Source organism: Pseudomonas sp. LTJR-52 (assembly GCF_003691465.1).
Lineage (GTDB): Bacteria > Pseudomonadota > Gammaproteobacteria > Pseudomonadales > Pseudomonadaceae > Chryseomonas > Chryseomonas luteola.
The window spans coordinates 2,531,677-2,549,789 of the sequence record NZ_CP033105.1 but is presented as its reverse complement, the minus strand read 5'-3'; the positions used below and the strand labels follow the sequence as shown (position 1 = coordinate 2,549,789).

14 protein-coding genes are annotated in these 18,113 nt (G+C 56.9%); 10 read left to right on the top strand and 4 right to left on the bottom strand.

Annotated elements, in window-relative coordinates; translation table 11 throughout:
• Positions 1–38 precede the first annotated feature (38 nt).
• The 7 genes from EAW52_RS11995 to EAW52_RS11965 all read left to right on the top strand — a co-directional run bounded on the left by EAW52_RS11995 (position 39) and on the right by EAW52_RS11965 (position 8,175).
• Positions 39–1,070: a Zn-dependent oxidoreductase gene (locus EAW52_RS11995; protein ID WP_122042566.1), complete on the top strand. Its 1,032-nt coding sequence runs from the start codon at positions 39–41 to the stop codon at positions 1,068–1,070.
• Positions 1,071–1,154: 84 nt separating this feature from the next.
• Positions 1,155–2,444 carry an MFS transporter gene (locus EAW52_RS11990; RefSeq protein ID WP_122042565.1) on the top strand — a complete coding sequence of 430 codons (1,290 nt, stop codon included), beginning with the start codon at positions 1,155–1,157 and terminating at the stop codon, positions 2,442–2,444.
• Between the two features lie 10 nt (positions 2,445–2,454).
• Positions 2,455–3,558, top strand: a complete 1,104-nt coding sequence (locus tag EAW52_RS11985; RefSeq protein WP_122042564.1) for an Ldh family oxidoreductase — start codon at positions 2,455–2,457, stop codon at positions 3,556–3,558.
• Positions 3,551–5,008 carry a mannitol dehydrogenase family protein gene (locus tag EAW52_RS11980; RefSeq protein ID WP_122042563.1) on the top strand — a complete coding sequence of 486 codons (1,458 nt, stop codon included), beginning with the start codon at positions 3,551–3,553 and terminating at the stop codon, positions 5,006–5,008. Before EAW52_RS11985 ends, EAW52_RS11980 begins: the two co-directional genes overlap by 8 nt.
• A gap of 11 nt (positions 5,009–5,019) precedes the next feature.
• Positions 5,020–6,198, top strand: coding sequence for a mannonate dehydratase (gene uxuA / locus EAW52_RS11975; protein ID WP_122042562.1), 1,179 nt, complete (start codon positions 5,020–5,022; stop codon positions 6,196–6,198).
• Positions 6,199–6,216: 18 nt separating this feature from the next.
• Positions 6,217–7,776 (top strand): UxaA family hydrolase, encoded by a 1,560-nt coding sequence (locus tag EAW52_RS11970; RefSeq protein ID WP_122042561.1) that lies wholly within the window; start codon positions 6,217–6,219, stop codon positions 7,774–7,776.
• Between the two features lie 18 nt (positions 7,777–7,794).
• Positions 7,795–8,175, top strand: a complete 381-nt coding sequence (locus EAW52_RS11965) for a PQQ-binding-like beta-propeller repeat protein (RefSeq protein ID WP_218567927.1) — start codon at positions 7,795–7,797, stop codon at positions 8,173–8,175.
• Positions 8,176–8,818: 643 nt separating this feature from the next.
• Here EAW52_RS11965 and EAW52_RS11960 read toward each other — a convergent pair.
• Complete coding sequence (locus EAW52_RS11960; RefSeq protein WP_122042560.1) at positions 8,819–10,387, bottom strand: sigma-54-dependent transcriptional regulator; 1,569 nt, start codon at positions 10,385–10,387, stop codon at positions 8,819–8,821.
• Positions 10,388–10,665: 278 nt separating this feature from the next.
• Here EAW52_RS11960 and phhA point away from each other — a divergent pair, with 278 nt between their 5' ends.
• From phhA to EAW52_RS11945, 3 genes are read left to right on the top strand one after another with little or no spacing between them, the layout of a single operon-like run.
• Positions 10,666–11,451 carry a phenylalanine 4-monooxygenase gene (gene phhA / locus EAW52_RS11955; RefSeq protein WP_122042559.1) on the top strand — a complete coding sequence of 262 codons (786 nt, stop codon included), beginning with the start codon at positions 10,666–10,668 and terminating at the stop codon, positions 11,449–11,451.
• Between the two features lie 17 nt (positions 11,452–11,468).
• Positions 11,469–11,831, top strand: coding sequence for a 4a-hydroxytetrahydrobiopterin dehydratase (locus EAW52_RS11950; protein ID WP_019365745.1), 363 nt, complete (start codon positions 11,469–11,471; stop codon positions 11,829–11,831).
• Positions 11,828–13,024 (top strand): amino acid aminotransferase, encoded by a 1,197-nt coding sequence (locus tag EAW52_RS11945; protein ID WP_122042558.1) that lies wholly within the window; start codon positions 11,828–11,830, stop codon positions 13,022–13,024. Before EAW52_RS11950 ends, EAW52_RS11945 begins: the two co-directional genes overlap by 4 nt.
• A 30-nt stretch (positions 13,025–13,054) precedes the next feature.
• Here the strand turns inward: EAW52_RS11945 and EAW52_RS11940 are convergent, their stop codons facing one another.
• From EAW52_RS11940 to EAW52_RS11930, 3 genes are all read right to left on the bottom strand, one after another.
• Positions 13,055–13,843 (bottom strand): SDR family oxidoreductase, encoded by a 789-nt coding sequence (locus EAW52_RS11940; protein ID WP_122042557.1) that lies wholly within the window; start codon positions 13,841–13,843, stop codon positions 13,055–13,057.
• A 109-nt stretch (positions 13,844–13,952) separates the two neighbouring features.
• Positions 13,953–15,374, bottom strand: coding sequence for an amino acid permease (locus EAW52_RS11935; protein WP_074826438.1), 1,422 nt, complete (start codon positions 15,372–15,374; stop codon positions 13,953–13,955).
• Positions 15,375–15,820: 446 nt separating this feature from the next.
• Positions 15,821–18,043 (bottom strand): ATP-binding protein, encoded by a 2,223-nt coding sequence (locus EAW52_RS11930; protein WP_122042556.1) that lies wholly within the window; start codon positions 18,041–18,043, stop codon positions 15,821–15,823.
• Between the last annotated feature and the right edge of the window lie 70 nt (positions 18,044–18,113).

The following is an 18,113-nucleotide window of genomic DNA, read 5'->3' as shown; positions in this document are numbered from 1 at the left end:
GGTGCAGCCGTTAGGTCGATCCAGAGGAGTGGCAAATAATGAAAGCTTTTCAGGTACGGGCTCCCCATGAGTTCAGTCTGGCCCAGGTCGAGACACCAGTCGCTGCGCCAGGTGAGGTGGTGGTAGGCGTGGCGTATGCGGGTATCTGCGGTTCGGACATGCATATCATCCATGGGCAGAACGCGTTCGTTCGGTTTCCCCGGGTGACCGGGCATGAGTTTGCTGGCGTCGTTCAGGAGGTCGGCGAGGGTGTCGAGACGCTGAGCGTCGGCGATCGTGTCTGCGTGGATCCGGTTATCAGTTGTGGTACCTGCTACCCCTGCCGTGTTGGCCGGCCTAATGTCTGTACCCATTTGCAAGTGATTGGCGTGCACCGCGACGGTGGTTTCAGCGAGCGCGTCAGTGTGCCAGCGGAGAACGCTCACAAACTGCCAGAGGGAATGCCGCTCAGCCATGCCGCCTTGGTGGAGCCGTACTCCATCGCGCTGAACGTGCTTGATCGCATGCAGCCTCAGCCAGGCGACTCTGTACTGGTCTATGGCGCTGGAGTGATTGGGCTGACCATCGTGCAGATGGCGCGCGCCCTGGGACTTACCGATATCACTGTTACCGATGTGATTGATACGCGCCTGCAAACAGCCCGGGCGTTGGGCGCGACACGCACGATCAACGGGCAGGCACAGGATGTGGAGTCTGTCATGAAAGAGCAGACCGGAGGCGAGGGCGTACCGCTGATTGTGGACGCGGCCTGTATTCCTGCGTTGATGCCTCAAATGGTGCGGCTGGCGTCACCCGCCGGGCGGATTGGTCTTCTGGGTTTCAATGCAGCGCCCAGCGACCTGGTACAGCTGGAAATGATCAAGAAGGAATTGACGCTAGTAGGATCGCGGCTCAACAACCGTAAGTTTCCGCGGGTGATTGAGCTGATGGCGACCGGAAAGCTGAATGCGCAGGATCTGATCAGCCATCGCGTAGCCTTTGACGATATGCCTGAGGCCATTGATCTGATCGAAAGCCATCCTGAGCAGACGCGTAAGGTGTTAGTGGAGTTGATGCACGTGGCGGGTTAACTCGGACGGCCTGAGCCGTCTTTCCAATCGATACGCGCCCACCCGGGCGCCCTCACCGATAAATACAAGAAGCGGGAGGTTTTCATGTTTGGTCAAGGTCGTAGCCTGGTACTCGTCATGCTGTTTCTGGCGGGTGTCATCAATTATCTGGATCGCTCGGCATTGTCTGTGGCGGCTCCGTTCATTCAGAAGGACTTTGGGCTCAATGCTGGCGAGATGGGGCTGATCTTCAGCAGCTTCTTCGTAGGGTATGCAGCCTTCAACTTTGTCGGCGGCTGGGCAGCGGATCGTTATGGTGCCAAAACCACGCTGCTGGTGGCTATGGTGCTGTGGTCACTGTTCAGTGGCTTGACAGTGCTGGCCCTGGGATTTGCCTCATTGTTCCTGATCCGTGTGCTGTTTGGCATGGGGGAAGGGCCGCTGAGCGTGACAACCAGCAAGATGGTGAACACGTGGTATGCGCCCGATAAGCGAGCACGCGTCTTGGGTGTTTCCATGGCCGGTACGCCGTTGGGTGGCGCCATTTCCGGGCCGGTGGTAGGCATCATTGCCGTTACCTACGGCTGGAAGGAGTCCTTCATCGTCATCATGATTATTGGCCTCGTTTGGGCGGCGGTGTGGTTCAAGTTCATCAAGGCCAAGCCGGACGGCGCGGCAGCACGTGAAATCGAAGAAGGTGAACGGCTCACCGAGATTGCTAATGTGCCGACTCAGCCACTCCGGTATTACCTCAAGCAGCCTACCGTGCTGTTTACCGCGCTTGCCTTCTTCACCTACAACTACACGCTGTACTTCTTCCTGACCTGGTTCCCAAGCTACCTGACCATGGCCCACGGCATGAACGTGAAGGACATGAGTATCGCGACCGTCATCCCCTGGATTCTGGGGTGCTTGGGACTGGCACTGGGTGGCTTCGTGTCCGACTTCGTGCTCAAGAAAACCGGCCGGGTGATGTTCTCGCGCAAGGTAGTGCTGGTGGGGTGCCTGTTGTGCTGTGCGGTCTGCATCGGTTGCGCCGGGCTTGTTTCCACCATGTATAGCGCGGTAGCGCTGGTGGCGCTGTCTGTATTCTTCCTGTATCTGACCGGCGCCATTTACTGGGCCATCATCCAGGATACCGTACCGGCGGCACGGGTCGGTGGAGTAAGCGGCTTCATGCACTTCCTGGCCAACACCTCCGGCATCGTCGGACCAACCGTGACCGGTTTTATCGTCCAGTTTACCGGGGCATTTACCAGTGCCTTCCTCCTGGCAGGTCTCTTGACGGTTGTGGGTGCGCTGTGTGTGGCCCGTTTCGTCAAGCCTATTGCCCCTGTGCAGGCGGAGATGGCGCCACCGGTCGCTACGCCGTCAGTACTGGGCCGTTCCTCGTAAGGAGTTACAGATGCAGTACACATGTGTAGAACAAGGGGCGCTTGAAGGATTCTGCCAGCAGGTATTCAGAGCCCATGGTCTCGCCGCACCGGACGCCGAACTCGCTGCCCGGGTGCTGGTGAACTCTGACGCCCGGGGCATTCCTTCCCATGGCGTGGCACGTCTGCCGCGCTATGTGCGAGGGCTCAAGGCGGGCAGTATCCTGACAGATGCCAAGCCGAAGCTGGTTCATGAAACGCCGCTCTCGCTGGTGTTGGACGCCCAGGGCGGTATGGGCACCACGGTCAGCCAGCAGGCCATGGATGCCGTGATTGCCAAAGCCTGCGAGCACGGCGCGGGTTTCGCGACCGTACGCGATTCGAACCACTTTGGTATTGCCGCTTGGTACGCCATGCAGGCGCTGCCCCATGACCTGATTGGCATCGCCATGACCAATACTGCGGCACTTGGCGTTCCCACGCATGGTCGACGATGCATGTTTGGCACCAACCCTATCGCTTTTGCCGCGCCAGCCGACAGGGAAAAGGCCTTTGTGCTGGACATGTCGACCACAGCCGTGACGCGCGGCAAGCTGGAAGTCTATGGCCGGCAGAACACACCGTTGCCCACTGGATGGGCTGCGGCACCGGATGGAGGCGATGCCCATGATGCCCCCAGTCTTCTGGAAAGCATGAACATCTATGCAGGCGGCGGGTTGCACCCATTAGGCGGTGCGGGCACCGAGTTTGGTGGCCACAAGGGCTATGGTCTTGCCGTGATGGTCGACATCCTTTGTGGCGCACTGGCGGGGCATGGGTTTGGCAAGCACCTGCACGATACGCCTGGGAGTACGGGGCGAGTAGGGCACTTTTTTGCTGCTTTTCGAATCGACCTGTTCCGTCCCGCGGATGAGTTTCGCCAAGCCATGGATCAGCTTCTGTCAGACCTGCGCACCTCGGAGCCTGCCGCAGGGCACGATCAGGTCTGGTACGCGGGACTCAAGGAAATCCAGGCCCAGGAAGCGGCATCGCGTGAGGGTGTGTCGGTTGAGACAGGAGTGATCGAATCCCTTCAAGCGCTGGGGGAAGCCTGTGGCGTTACTCTGGCAGGAATCAAGGAGCCTTCCCATGCGTGAAGTCGAGCGGTATCCCTCAACCTATCCAAAGCCGATCATCGGCATTGTGCATCTGGGCCTTGGTGCATTTCACCGAGCGCATCAGGCGGTCTACCTGGAGCGCACTCTGGCACGGCATGGTGGAGGCGAATGGGGTATATGCAGCGCCAACATTCGGTCCAACCGGGTACTTGTCGATCAGCTTCGTGCCCAAGACTGCCGCTATCACGTGGCCGAATACCGCGACAGTGATCACGTTGCCTTGCGGGAAATCGCGGCGCTGCAGGAGGTACTTTATGCCGGCGAAGACGGTGAAGATAAAGAAGCCTTGCTCGAACGAATGGCCGATCCGGCGACACGCATGGTAACGCTGACTGTGACGGAAAAAGGGTACTGCTTGAGTCCCGCCACTGGGCAGCTACGCATAGATGACCCCAATATCGCCCATGATATTCGCACGTCCCATGCGCCGCGTACAGCCCCAGGTCTGCTGGTAGAGGCCTTGCGCCGCCGTCATGCCCGTGGGGTAGCCCCCTTTACAGTATTATGCTGTGACAACATGCCGGACAACGGCCAGCGAACACGGCAGGCGGTAACGCAACTGGCGGCTGCCCAGGACGAACGACTGGCCGCCTGGATCATTCAGGAGGTCGCGTTTCCCAGCAGTATGGTAGACCGCATTGTTCCTGCCATGACTGACGCCTCGTTCGAAACGTTGCGTCAGCTTGGGTGTGAGGACTCGGCAGCCGTTATCGGCGAAGCCTTCAGCCAGTGGGTGATAGAGGATCAGTTTCCTCAGGGGCGGCCCGACTGGGAGCAGGAGGGGGTGCAGATGGTGGCGGATGTACGTCCATTCGAAACCATGAAACTACGCTTGCTCAATGGCAGCCATTCACTTTTGGCCTACGTAGGTGCACTGGCAGGTTATACCACGGTGTATGACGCCATGAACGATCCTGCGCTGGTCAGCCTTGTCCGGCATTACATGAAAGACGAGGCCATGCCGACGCTAGAGATGCCGGCAGGAATCGACCTCAACGCCTATGCTGATGATCTGATAGCACGCTTTCGCAACGACAGCCTCCAGCACCGTTTGCATCAGATCGCTATGGACGGCTCGCAAAAGCTGCCCCAGCGCTGGCTCTCCGGAACGGAAGCACGGCTTGCTCAGGGAGGCGGAATCAGCTGCATTGCGTTTGGCGTAGCGGCCTGGATTGAGTACTGCTCCGGGCAGAGCAGCCAAGGGGCGCATGAGGTAAATGATCCGCTGCGTGACACCTTTGCTGAGTTGCATGCGCACCGGCAGGGCGAAGCACTGGTCGATGCCTTTCTGGGACTTACGGATGTCTTTCCGGCGAGTCTGGCCGAGCAGGAGGCGTTCCGGCAGGCCGTGCATCAAGCCTACCGTGTGCTGAGCGCCCAAGGTATTGCCGCGGCGCTCGCAGAAGCGACGAACAATAATAATCACTGAGGAGCGAAGTCATGGAGCATACCTGGCGCTGGTTCGGCCCTAACGACCCCATCAGCTTGAGCGACATCCGGCAGACCGGTGCGACAGGCATCGTTACGGCCTTGCATCAGGTTCCCAACGGGGAAGTCTGGACAGTAGAAGCGATCAGTGAACGAAAGGCGATGATCGAGGCAGCTGGACTGACCTGGTCGGTGGTGGAAAGTATTCCCGTTCACGAGGATATCAAGCGAGGCTGTGGCCGCCGCGATGACTACATTGGCAACTACCAACAGAGCCTTCGCAATCTCGCGGCGTGCGGTATCGATATTGTCTGCTATAACTTCATGCCCATCCTAGACTGGACCCGTACGGACCTCGCATGGCCGCTGGAGGACGGCGGGTGGGCACTACGCTTTGATCAGGATGCATTTGCCGCGTTTGATCTCTTTATCCTCAAGCGTGAAGGCGCCGAGGCGGACTACACCGAGGACGATATCCAGCGGGCCCGTACCTATTTTGACAACCTGGACGACACCCGGCGCGATACGCTCGTTGCTACCTTGATTGCCGGTCTGCCAGGCGCTGAAGAGCACTATAGCCTGGATGATTTCAAAGGACTGCTTGCGACCTATGCGGATATTGATGCGGAACAGCTCCGGGAGAACCTGAGCTACTTTCTCAAAGCCATCGTACCGGTGGCCGAGGAGGTGGGCGTACGCATGGCCATTCACCCCGACGATCCGCCACGGCCTCTTCTGGGCTTGCCTCGTATCGTGTCTACCGCACAGGACGCCCAATGGCTTCTTGATGCGGCACCCAGTCCGGCCAACGGGTTGACCTTTTGCACCGGATCCTACGGGGTGCGTGCAGATAACGACCTCGTTGCCATAGCTCGGCAGTTTGCGCCTCGCATCTATTTCACTCACCTGCGCTCGGTGAAGCGCGAGGCTGATCCGCGCAGCTTTCACGAAGCGCATCACCTGGCCGGAGACGCAGACATGGTCGGTGTGATCCGTGAGCTGGTTCTGGAAGAGCGTCGACGCGAACATGAGCATGGTCCCCGACTTCCCCTGCGGCCCGATCATGGTCATCAGCTGCTGGATGATCAGCATCGCCGCACCAACCCCGGCTATTCACTGATCGGCCGTCTCAAAGGATTGGCAGAGTTGCGCGGGGTAGAGCTGGCCGTGCGTCAATTACTGCAAAATTGACATTACCGTGAGAACGCCATGGAACTGATAACAAAAACAGGCGGGATCGATACCGCCAAAGCCGTGATTCGCCTCCACCCGCAGGACGACGTCCTCGTGGCGCTGCAGCCGCTGCCGGCAGGGCTTGCTATCGTGCAGGAAAGCGTAACCCTCAGTCAGCCCATTCCCGCAGGCCACAAGTTCTCGGTGCGCCGGATTGATAGCGGGCAACCGGTGCGCCGCTATGGTCAGATCATCGGCTTTGCCACGACCCCCATCATGCCCGGCGAGCACATCCATGTTCATAACCTGGCGATGGGCGAGTTTGCCCGGGATTATGCTTTTGGAGAGGATGCCCACGTGCAGGCCTCTCCCACCGAGGGGCCGATGTTTCAAGGCATTGTCCGCTCGGATGGTCGTATAGCGACGCGCAACTATATCGGTATCCTGACCTCGGTAAATTGCTCGGCTACTGTAGCTCGGGCAGTGGCTGACTATTTTCGGCGGGATATCAATCCGGCCGCCCTGGCGCCTTATCCCAATGTGGATGGCGTCGTTGCGTTGACACACAGCTCCGGCTGCGCTGTGGATTCAGCAGGCGAGCCTCTGGCCATCTTGCGCCGCACCCTGGGCGGATATGCCGTCCATCCCAATTTCGCGGCGGTCATGGTGATCGGACTTGGCTGCGAAACCAACCAGATCGAAGGCATGATGGCGGCTCAGGGGCTGGAAGCGACCGCAACACTGCGTACGTTCACCATCCAGGATACGGGAGGTACGGCCAAGACCGTAGCCAAAGGCATTGCGTATGTGAAAGACCTCTTGAACGAAGCCAATCGCATCGAGCGCCAGCCTGTGAGTGCCCGTCATTTAATAGTAGGCTTGCAATGCGGCGGCTCGGATGGCTACTCCGGTATTACCGCCAATCCGGCCCTGGGTAATGCGGTGGACCGATTGGTAGCCTGCGGTGGTACGGCTATCCTGTCCGAAACACCGGAAATATATGGTGCCGAGCATCTGCTGACCCGTCGGGCTACCAGCCGTGAGGTAGGCGAAAAGCTCATCGAGCGCATCTATTGGTGGGAAGAGTATTGCCGACGCACGGGAGCGGAGATGAACAACAACCCGTCTGCAGGCAACAAGGCGGGTGGCCTTACGACCATTCTGGAAAAATCGCTTGGCGCGGTAGCGAAAGCCGGATCAAGTAACCTGATGGCTGTCTATGAATATGCCGAGGCGGTAAGGGCTCAGGGGCTGGTGTTCATGGACACGCCCGGCTATGACCCGGTTTCCGCTACCGGGCAGGTGGCGGGTGGCGCAAATCTCATTGCCTTTACCACCGGACGGGGCTCAGCCTATGGATGCGCACCGGCGCCCTCGATCAAGCTCTCGACCAATAATGCCCTCTGGCAGCGTCAGGAAGAGGACATGGACATCAACTGTGGCGAAATCGCGACCGGTACGCTGACCATCGAAGCATCCGGAGCCGAGATTTTCGACAAAATGCTCAGGATTGCCTCGGGCGAGCGAAGCAAGAGCGAGCAGCACGGCTATGGGCAGAATGAATTCGTTCCCTGGCATATTGGCGCCATCACATAATCTGTTCTGCTGCGCGGTGTGATCCTTCCTGTATCAGCACGGCGGGTCAACCAACAGCCTGATCACACGTTGGCGCCTGATTTCCAGAAAAGCTGGAAGGGTGGTACGTGGTCCGCGCTGGATGCGACAACTGGCCGGATTCTCTGCCAAGTGCCTGCCACCGGTACCAATCCGGTGACGTCAAAACATGCAGTCGGGTTAGGGCCAGTAGCTTCGTCGCCGGGTCTGGTTTATGCCGGTTCGGTGTCTGGTGACATGGTAGTGCTCGACGCCAATACCGGGGCTACTATCTGGAAGTATGCGTCAGGTGGCTCGGTAGCCAGTGCGCCATCGCTTATAAATGGTCAACTGTTCTGGGGCTCTGGCTATGGTCGCTTCAATTTTGGCAGGCCGCAATAACAAGCTTTATAAGTTCACACCAGTCGGCTCCGCACCAGCTCCGCATTGATCAACGTACAAAGCCTCCTGTCTGACCGCAGGGGGCTTTTCAGATGAGGCCGCACGGCATGCTTTAATGTTGGTTTTATATCTATAAATAACATTAAATTAAATAAATAAGTTTTTGATTTATAGTGATTAAATCTTCTATTCGATCAGCTTTGAACAGATCTTTACTTAGCTACCCGGTACTTAAAAAACCTTTCACTTAAAGTTAGATATAGGATCAAGTGTTTATTTTAAGCGATTGAAATTTAAGGATAAAAACGTCCGGTGCAGTAGTCTGGAAAATTAGGATCTAGTAGTGCGTAAAGTACCTTGAGAGGTCGAAGCGTTCTGTCTCGCGCTCGAATCAAGTGACCCTTCAGGTTAAAGGCCGTCGAGTCCGCCGCGTCGTGCAACAGGGACTCGATGATTAACCAATACTCAATCAATATGGCGTCTTTACCACCGGCTCGGACAGCTTCATGAAAAATCGGCCTACGTTCATAGGTTGTGGCTAAGCTGAGTAAGCGTGGCCATCTTGTGGTTGCGGATACTATTCAGGCATTAACTGTGCAGATCGTGTTCGATCACCTGGATATTTCACACCGATTTTGGCTGTTTATCCTTGCGGCTCGGTAGGCTGCCCAATGCTGTATAGCCGGAGCTTGTTAGCAATGGTGGTATGGGAGACGCCAAGTCGCTTACCCAGTAAACGACTGCTGGGGTATTGGGTGATCAGCTGTTCCAGCACTGCCTTTTCGAATCGACCAACAATTTGATCAAGATTACCGTCCAGCGTGAAGTGTCCCAGCGGTTGTGGGGTACCGTAATCAGGCAGACGTATGTGCTCAGGTTTAACCACCTTGCCTTCGGCCAAGGAAACCGCTTGAAAGAGTGCATTTTCAAGCTGACGCACATTGCCAGGCCAGGGGTAATGGCGTAGTCGCTCGAAGGCGGCAGGGGCCAAAGGCTTGAACGGGCAGCCGATCTGGCGGCTGGCTTGATCCAGAAAGTGTTCGACCAGCGGCTCCAGTCCATCCAGGCACTCCCGCAAGGGGGGGATGTGCAGCGAAAGCACATTGAGGCGATGGTACAGATCCTGGCGAAATTCGCCTTGTACGCACAGATCGGACAGATCCTGCTGGGTGGCGCAGATGACACGGACGTCCAGGTAGACCTCCTCATCGCTACCCACCCGGCGAAAAATCCCATCTTGCAGAAACCGAACCAGTTTGGCTTGAAGGCGCAGGCTCATCTCACCCACTTCATCCAGAAAGAGCGTGCCGCCGGCGGTAAGCTCAAGCAGTCCAAGCTTGCCCTCTGGCCGAGCCCCTTCGAATGCACCAGCGCTGTATCCAAACAGTTCCGTCTCAGCCATCGACTCGGGCAGACCCGCACAGTTAAGCACCATGAAGGGGGCTTGACCGCGAGGGCTCGCCAGGTGACAGGCCCGCGCCAGCAGCTCTTTGCCGGTACCGGTTTCGCCGGTAATCAGCAGCGGCGCATCAAGAGGAGCCATGCGTCGCGCCTCCCGGACGACAGCAGCCATGGACCTGGAGCTCTGGAAGATGCTGTCAAACCCTCGCAGCTCCTGCTTGCGTACCTGATAGATACGCTCGCCCACCTGGTCGGCACGATGCAGCGTCAGTACGGCGCCCGCCAGGGCCTCGCTGTCGTCATGCCCGGTCTGCAGGGGAGTGATATCGGCCAGAAAGACATCGCCCTTGATCTGGATACGCAGACCATTGAGCCGGGATTTGTTGGCACGAACCAGCTCAGGCAGGTCCAGCTCATCCACATATTTAGAGAGTGCCATCCCGGGCACCTCGTCCACTCGGGCACCCAATAGCTGCGCTGCTGCGCGGTTGGCTGCAACGATATGGCCAGCCATATCAATCGACAGCACGGGAAACTCCAACGCGCCGAGCAGCGTATTGAGTTCCAGGTGGCGACGCTCGCTGGGCATGAGGCTGATGCGCCAGATATCGAACACACCGGGGATGGCCGCGAGCTTGGGTCGCAGTGCCTGGAATTGCAGATTGATCAGATTAGGGCAGTAGAGATAGACCGTATTGCCTTGGTCGCCTCCCACCTCGCCACGGGCCACGTTAATCCCGTAGTCAGCCAACAGATTGAGCATGTCGCGCAGAATGCCTACGCGGTTCTGACACAAAACTTTGATTCGCATCGAGCGGGCCCATTGTTGTGATTATGGCGGGCGGTGCAGCCGAATTTTTCAGTGGGCCGCAAATTGAGTGTCAAGAATATGTGCCAGATATGTCCTTTATCAAGTAAACCGCACAGCCTGAAGTGAACCCTTAACAGTTTTCTGTAAAGATTTTCTTACGAATCATCCAGGCAACCTATGCCGCCTTGATCTTTTACCCTTATACACACAGCCCGCCTTCGCGCTATTGCTAGAGCCATACAACAAGACCCAGCGGCATCCGCCGTCAAGGAGGCTACATGAAAGGTACGCAGTACGTGGCGAGAAAACCGGATGAGTCTGGTTTTATCCATTACTCGGATGATGAACACGGTGTATGGAATACGCTGACCACCCGTCAGTTGAAGGTGATTGAAGGCAAGGCCTGCCAGGAATACCTGGACGGTATTACCCAACTTGATCTGCCTATGGACCGCATACCCCAGTTGTCCGAAGTCAACCGCGTACTGGAACGCACCACGGGCTGGCGCGTGGCACAAGTGCCAGCGTTGATCCCTTTCGAGACGTTTTTCGCCTTGTTGGCTAGCCAGCAGTTTCCAGTCGCCACGTTCATTCGAGCCCGGGAAGAACTGGACTATTTGCAGGAGCCCGATATCTTCCATGAAATCTTTGGCCATTGTCCGCTGTTGACCAATCCCTGGTTTGCCGAATTCACCCATACCTACGGCAAGTTGGGGCTCGCTGCTTCCAAGGAAGAACGCATCTTCCTGGCGCGCCTGTACTGGATGACCATCGAGTTTGGACTGGTGGATACGCCGATGGGACGTAAGATCTATGGAGGCGGTATCCTGTCATCGCCCAAGGAGACGGTGTATTCGCTTTCGGCCGAACCGGAGCACCTGCCGTTCGACCCCATCGAGGCCATGCGTACCCCGTATCGAATCGATATTCTGCAACCCGTCTATTTTGTGTTGCCTGAACTCAAGCGGCTATTCCAGGTCGCTCATGAAGACATCATGGGCATGGTTCGCGAGGCCATGCAGCTCGGACTTCACAAACCCCGCTTTCCGCCCAAAGCAGCCTGATATTACAAGGAGAACACATGACTGCTACCGCTCTGAAACAAGGCCACTGCGAAGCCTGTAGCGCCGATGCCCCCAAAGTCAGTGAAGAAGAGCTGGCGGAGCTGATTCGGCAGATTCCGGACTGGAACATTGAAGTGCGTGACGGAATCATGCAGCTCGAAAAGGTCTTCCGCTTCAAAAATTTCCGCCATGCGCTGGCGTTCACCAATGCCGTTGGTGCCATTGCCGAGGAAGAAGGGCATCATCCCGGTCTCTTGACCGAATGGGGCAAAGTGACGGTGACCTGGTGGAGCCATTCGATCAAAGGGCTTCATCGCAATGATTTCATCATGGCGGCTCGCACGGACGAGGTGGCGGCTACAGCGGAGGGGCGGAAGTGAGCCATTTCAAGACGGTCGACTGGGTAGCCGGCGACCCGATCATGGGGCTGCTTGAAGCGTTTCGAGCCGATTCGAACCCCGCCAAGCTGGATCTGGGTGTAGGCGTATACAAGGATCGACAAGGTCTTACTCCCATTCCCAAAGCTGTCAAACTGGCGGAGCATGCATTGATTGGCAGCGAACAGACCAAAAGCTATGTTGGCGGCCACGGCGATGTGAGCTTCGGGACCTACCTGCTGCACCTTGCTCTAGGTGCACATAGCGCGGTGATCGGTGACAAACGGGCCGGCTGTACCCAGACCGCCGGTGGTACAGGAGCCCTGCGGCTAACAGGGGAGTTCATTGCGCAGTGTCTGCCAGGCAAGGGCGTCTGGTTGAGTCAGCCAACCTGGCCGATTCACGAAACGCTGTTCAGGGCCGCCGGGCTCGCCGTGCAGCATTACCCCTATGTGGGGGCAGATAACCGTCTTGATGTAGCCGGTATGCTCGAAGCCATGCGGCAGATTCCCAAAGGTGACGTCATCCTGTTGCACGCCTGTTGTCATAATCCGACTGGCTTCGATTTGAGTCGGGCCGATTGGCAGCAGGTATTGGGGATCGTAAAGGAGCGCGAGCTGCTGCCCTTGTTCGACTTTGCCTATCAGGGGTTTGGCGACGGGTTGGAAGAAGACGCCTGGGCTGTCAGGTTATTTGCCCAGGCGTTGCCAGAGCTTTTGATTACCAGCTCCTGCTCGAAGAACTTTGGTCTGTACCGTGAGCGTACGGGAGGGCTGATCGTGGTGACGGAAGATGCAGATCGTCTTCTGGCCGTACGCAGCCAGCTCGCCTCGATTGCCCGTAATCTCTGGTCTACGCCACCTTCCCATGGTGCGGCGGTCGTGGCCGAGATCCTGGGTACTGCTTCATTGCGCACAATGTGGGAGGAAGAAGTCAATGCCATGCGCACGCGTATCACGAGCTTGCGCAAGGGACTGGTCGAAGCACTGATCCCTTTTGGCTTGAACGAGCGCTTTGCTCATATTGCCGAGCAGCGCGGTATGTTCTCCTATACGGGGCTCACCGCTGAGCAGGTCGCACAGCTCAAGGCGCGTTATAGCGTTTATCTCGTCAGTAGCGGCAGGGCCAATGTCGCCGGGCTGGACGAGAGCCGGCTTGATGAGCTGGCACGTGCGATTGCCGAGGTCTCTCGGTAGCGGAAAAGCCGGCAATCGCCGGCTTTTCTTTTAGAACGTGCCCTGGTAATGCCCACCATCGAGCAACACGTTCTGGCCGGTCATGTAACTCGCATGTTGGCTGCATAGAAAAGCACACACCGCACCGAATTCATCTGCCGTGCCGAAGCGTCTGGCCGGGATCGTCTGTAATCGCTGCTGAACAATATCTGCCACCGGCTTTCCAGCAGACTGTGCAGAACGCTCCAGTGTGTTTTGTAGCCGATCGGTATCGAAAGAGCCTGGCAGAAGGTTGTTGATCGTAACGTTGCGCTCCGCCAGACGAGCCTGACGCGCAAGCCCGGCGACAAACCCCGTCAGGCCGCTGCGTGCGCCATTGGACAAGCCCAGAATATCGATAGGCGCCTTGACGGCAGAGGACGTGATATTCACGACACGACCGAATCCTCGCTCCGCCATGCCATCAACGGTTGCCTTGATCAGCTCGATGGGCGTCAGCATATTGGTCTCGACGGCGCTCAGCCAGTCCTCCCGCGTCCAGTCACGAAAGTCTCCCGGCGGAGGTCCGCCTGCGTTGTTCACAAGGATGTCGACCTGGGGACATTGAGTCAGGAGTGCCTGTCTGACGTTTTCATCACTGATATCGCCTGCGACACAGCGGACTTCAATAGCAGGATTGAGCGAGCGTAGAAATGTGGCGGTCTCCTCCAGTGCTTCAAGGCCGCGTGCATTGATTACCAGGTTGACGCCTTCCTGAGCTAACGCACTGGCACAGCCTTTACCCAGCCCCTTGCTGGCAGCACATACCACTGCCCAGCGTCCCGAAATGCCTAAATCCATTGTTCTTCCTCCGGTTGCGAACACGCAAGATCGGAGCATTAGGCTATAGCGGGAGGGAAAAGTTGATACAGAGGAGGAGCCTGGACCCTTACGGGTCCAAGTGTCTGGCTTAGTCAGCCGAAGTGGCTGCCAGCGAAGGTTCTGCGGGGTTGGCGTCCGGCTTACGTTTGAGGCGATAACACGCCACCATGATGACCAGCCATACCGGAATGGCGTAGACCGAGATATTGATGCCGGGAATCAACAGCATGGTGCCCAGGATGAAGACTACAAACGCCAGGCACAGGTAGTTCCCATAGGGATACCAGAACGCCTTGAACGCCGTGCTGACACCCTGGCGCTTCATCTGCGCACGAAACTTCAGATGCGCCAGGCTGATCATCGCCCAGTTGATTACCAGCGTTGCCACTACCAGCGACATCAGGAGCTCAAGCGCCTGCTGCGGCATCAGATAATTGACAACTACCGCCAGGAAGGTAATGGCGGCCGAGAACAGAAGGGCACTTACCGGTACGCCGCGAGTATCGACCTTGGCCAGGAAACGAGGCGCATCGCCTTGCTCAGCCAGACCCAACAGCATGCGTCCGTTACAGTAGCAACCACTGTTGTAGACGGACAACGCTGCGGTCAGTACGACAAAGTTCAGGATGTGGGCCGCTGCATCACTGCCAATCAGAGAGAAGATCTGGACAAAGGGACTACCGCTGTACGCATCGCCGGAGGCAGTCAGCGTCTGTACCAGCGAATCCCAGGGCTTGAGTGAAAGCAGAATGATCAGGGCGCCGACATAAAAGATCAGGATACGGTAGATCACCTGGTTGATGGCTTTGGGAATGACTTTCTTGGGCTCCGAGGCTTCGGCGGCGGTAAAGCCCAGCATTTCCAGGCCACCAAACGAGAACATGATAATGGCCATGGACATGACCAATCCCTGAATGCCGTGGGGGAAGAAGCCGCCATGCGACCACAGGTTGCTGACAGAAGCCTGTGGGTCACTGCCACCGATAAGCAGGTAAGTTCCCAGCAGGATCATGCCGATGATGGCAACCACTTTGATGATCGCAAACCAGAACTCGGCCTCGCCGAACAGTTTCACATTGGCCAGGTTAATGGCATTGACCAGCAGGAAAAAGAAGGCGGCGCTGGCCCAAGTGGGTATCTCCGGCCACCAGTAGTGAATGTACTTGCCAACCGCCGTCAGCTCGGACATGCCTACCAGGATATAGAGAACCCAGCAGTTCCAGCCTGACAGAAAGCCGGCAAAGCCTCCCCAGTATCGATGAGCGAAGTGGCTGAACGAGCCGGCTACAGGTTCCTCGACAATCATCTCGCCCAGTTGGCGCATGATGAGAAAGGCAATAAATCCCGCCAGGGCATAGCCCAGGATCATGGAAGGGCCGGCCGACTGCATGACGCCTGCCGAGCCAAGAAACAAACCAGTACCAATAGCGCCACCCAGGGCTATCAATTGGATATGGCGATTTTTCAGGCCACGTTTGAGTGTACCCGATTGGGTGTTACGACCAACCATTTAAACGTCCTCACGCAAGGTGTTGTTATTGTGCGGTGTGAAGCGTGTCTATGCGAAGGCCAAACTAGGTAAAAATGTCGCAGGTACTCCGCCTTTTATCGGTTGAAGCACTCTTTTGATGAGTACACCTGTGATAGGTAAGGTTAATCGAGGCGGTTTTAGAGCTAGAAAGCAGGCAGTCTACGTTCAGGATCATGCGTCACCTTTTATTGTTGTATGTGACGGAGCGGACGTACCGGAGAAGCGGTAATGGAATGTCCTTTCCAGTAGACCTATATGAGCCGAAGCCAACTTAGGTAACAACCCCGGCCTGAAGAGCCAGGGCTGTTCCCGTGAGAGAAAGTGTCACGTTTTTCTGACAGCCGCGCCAAAACCCGCGATTTACGAGGCTTGCCGTAAAAGTTTTTTGACGAGCAGATCACTGTGTGGATTAACGCCTCAGTCAATCAAGCGGCCAGGGGCAGCGTGAAATGAAAGGTGCTGCCTTGTCCGGGATCGCTCACGGCCCAGATTCGGCCTCCATGCGCTTCCACAATTCCCTTGCTAATGAATAGGCCCAGCCCGGTTCCGGTTGGATTGCCTGCCTTGACGTGCCAGTAACGATCAAAGATATGCTCCAATTCGTCATCGGAAATGCCTATGCCGCTGTCTCTGATGGAGAAGCAGGCGTGGCTACCCTCACGCGTTACGGATATCTCGATACTGCCACCAGCAGGCGTGAACTTGATACCGTTACTGATCAGATTCGACAGCACCTGAAAGAGCCGCTCGGCATCGGCATTCAGGATCACGTCGTCTTCTACATGAACCTTGAGCTGAATGGATTTGGTTTCGGCGAGCGACTGCAATAGCTGCACCGCCTGGTGGACCAGACTGGAAGCGTCATGGGGTTGAGAAGAGATCTGAAAGCGGCCCGATTCAATTTTGGACAGGTCCAACAGGTCGCCAATCATGCTATTCATGCGTGTAGCGACCGTTTGAATGATGTTGATCGCCGATAGTAAGCGTTTGGATGATTCACGTTGATCGCCCACGATCATCCGCTGCATAAGACCTGCCTGCATGGTCACGATCGTCATGGGATTACGCAGGTCATGGGAGACTACCGCCACAATCTCGTCACGTGCACGAACGGCCTCGCGTTCACGGGCGACCTGAAGGGCCAGATCAATTTCTATCGCTGAGCGTCGCAAGTCCTTGACGGCATAAATATCTCCAGGAAGCCAGCGCTTGGAGCGTCCACGTACCTGCTCTCGCCAAACGGCAAAGCTGCGCCGCGGATGAGGACGCAGCTGACCGGTCTCTGGGTCCGCTTCCAAGGGTTTATTCGGATTACCGCTCCATTTGAGGGTTTTGACCAGCTCTGGTCTGAACCACAGCACCATATTGGTGACTGGCTTGGGCAGGGTAATAGCCATAAGGCCGCTACCCAGGTGCGCATAGGTAGAGGCATCAGCCAGCTCATTGGGTAGACAGCGCGTATGGAAAATCCCGCTCTCGCCAAGTTGCGATTCAGCCCATTGGGCAAGCGCCCTGATTTCAGTATCACCCGGGCAATCCCCCACGACCAATACGCGCTGATCGACTAAAATGGCAGCGCCACTGGCATCCGCAAGCGCCAGAAGATCGTCTCCTTTGTACATCAGCCCGATCAACGCCTCATTTTCAGCCGAATGCATGGCTTTCACCAGGCGAGAAAGGTATTCCTGCTTGGCTTCACGCTGCTGTTGGGCATCCCGCTCCTGGAGCGCATTGATCTGGAGCGACGTTAACTCGCCAATTGCCTGGCAAGCGGCACGGATTCGGTAGGGAAGGTAATGGGGCTCCCTATGACCGCAGCTGATCAGGCCCCATAAGGAATCGCCCTGCATAAGCGATACACTCATTGACGCCCGCAAGCCCTGATAGCCGATGTATTCTCGATGCAGCGGTGAAACACTGCGCAGGATTGCACAGCTAAGGTCCACCGGCTGGCCTGTCTCGCTTCTGAATGGCGGGAGCAGGGGGACCGGCTCATAGCGAGCATCGGGAATCAGGCGAATCCAGTTATGCTCATAGAGCTTACGGGCTTGGGCCGGTATATCAGAGGCAGGAAACCGAAGCTCGAGGTAGGGATCTACCTCAGGATCTCGCGCCTCTGCCACCACTTGGCCGTCACCTTCGTTATCGAATCGGTAGACCACAACCCGGTCGAAACCTGTCAGGGCTCGGACCTCCTCTACAACCACCTGCTGCAAATCCGCCAACGTGCGTACTTTTTGCAGGCGACGCAGCGCGCGTGAATTCAGAACGCCGTCAGAAGGCGAAGTGGGTTGAGCACGTTCCAGTTCGAGAAAGATCAAGCCATCATGTTGATGCAGCAGACCCTCGTATTCGTGGCCTCCGACCGTCAATAACAGTGGATTGACCTCGTCGAAATCGGGCTGCCGGAGCGCTTGCTTGACCTGCGACAGCGCTTGAGCATTCAGGATCTTTGCAAGAGGCTGTCCAAGTACCGCATCCGCTTTGCAGTCCAAAAGCGTAGGGAGGTTGGCGCTGATGTGCTGAACGCGAGTATCGGCTTCTCTAAAAGCAATCAGGTACCCATGAGGCTGAATAGCGCCTGGAATATGAATAGGCTCGCTCTCACAGCGTATGGGGTCGGCTTCGCGTTGATCGTGGCCAGTCATGCCGAATGTGAACTCCTTCTAATCCAGAGCTGTGCAGTCAATAACTGCCACTTCGTCTGTTATAGATGTG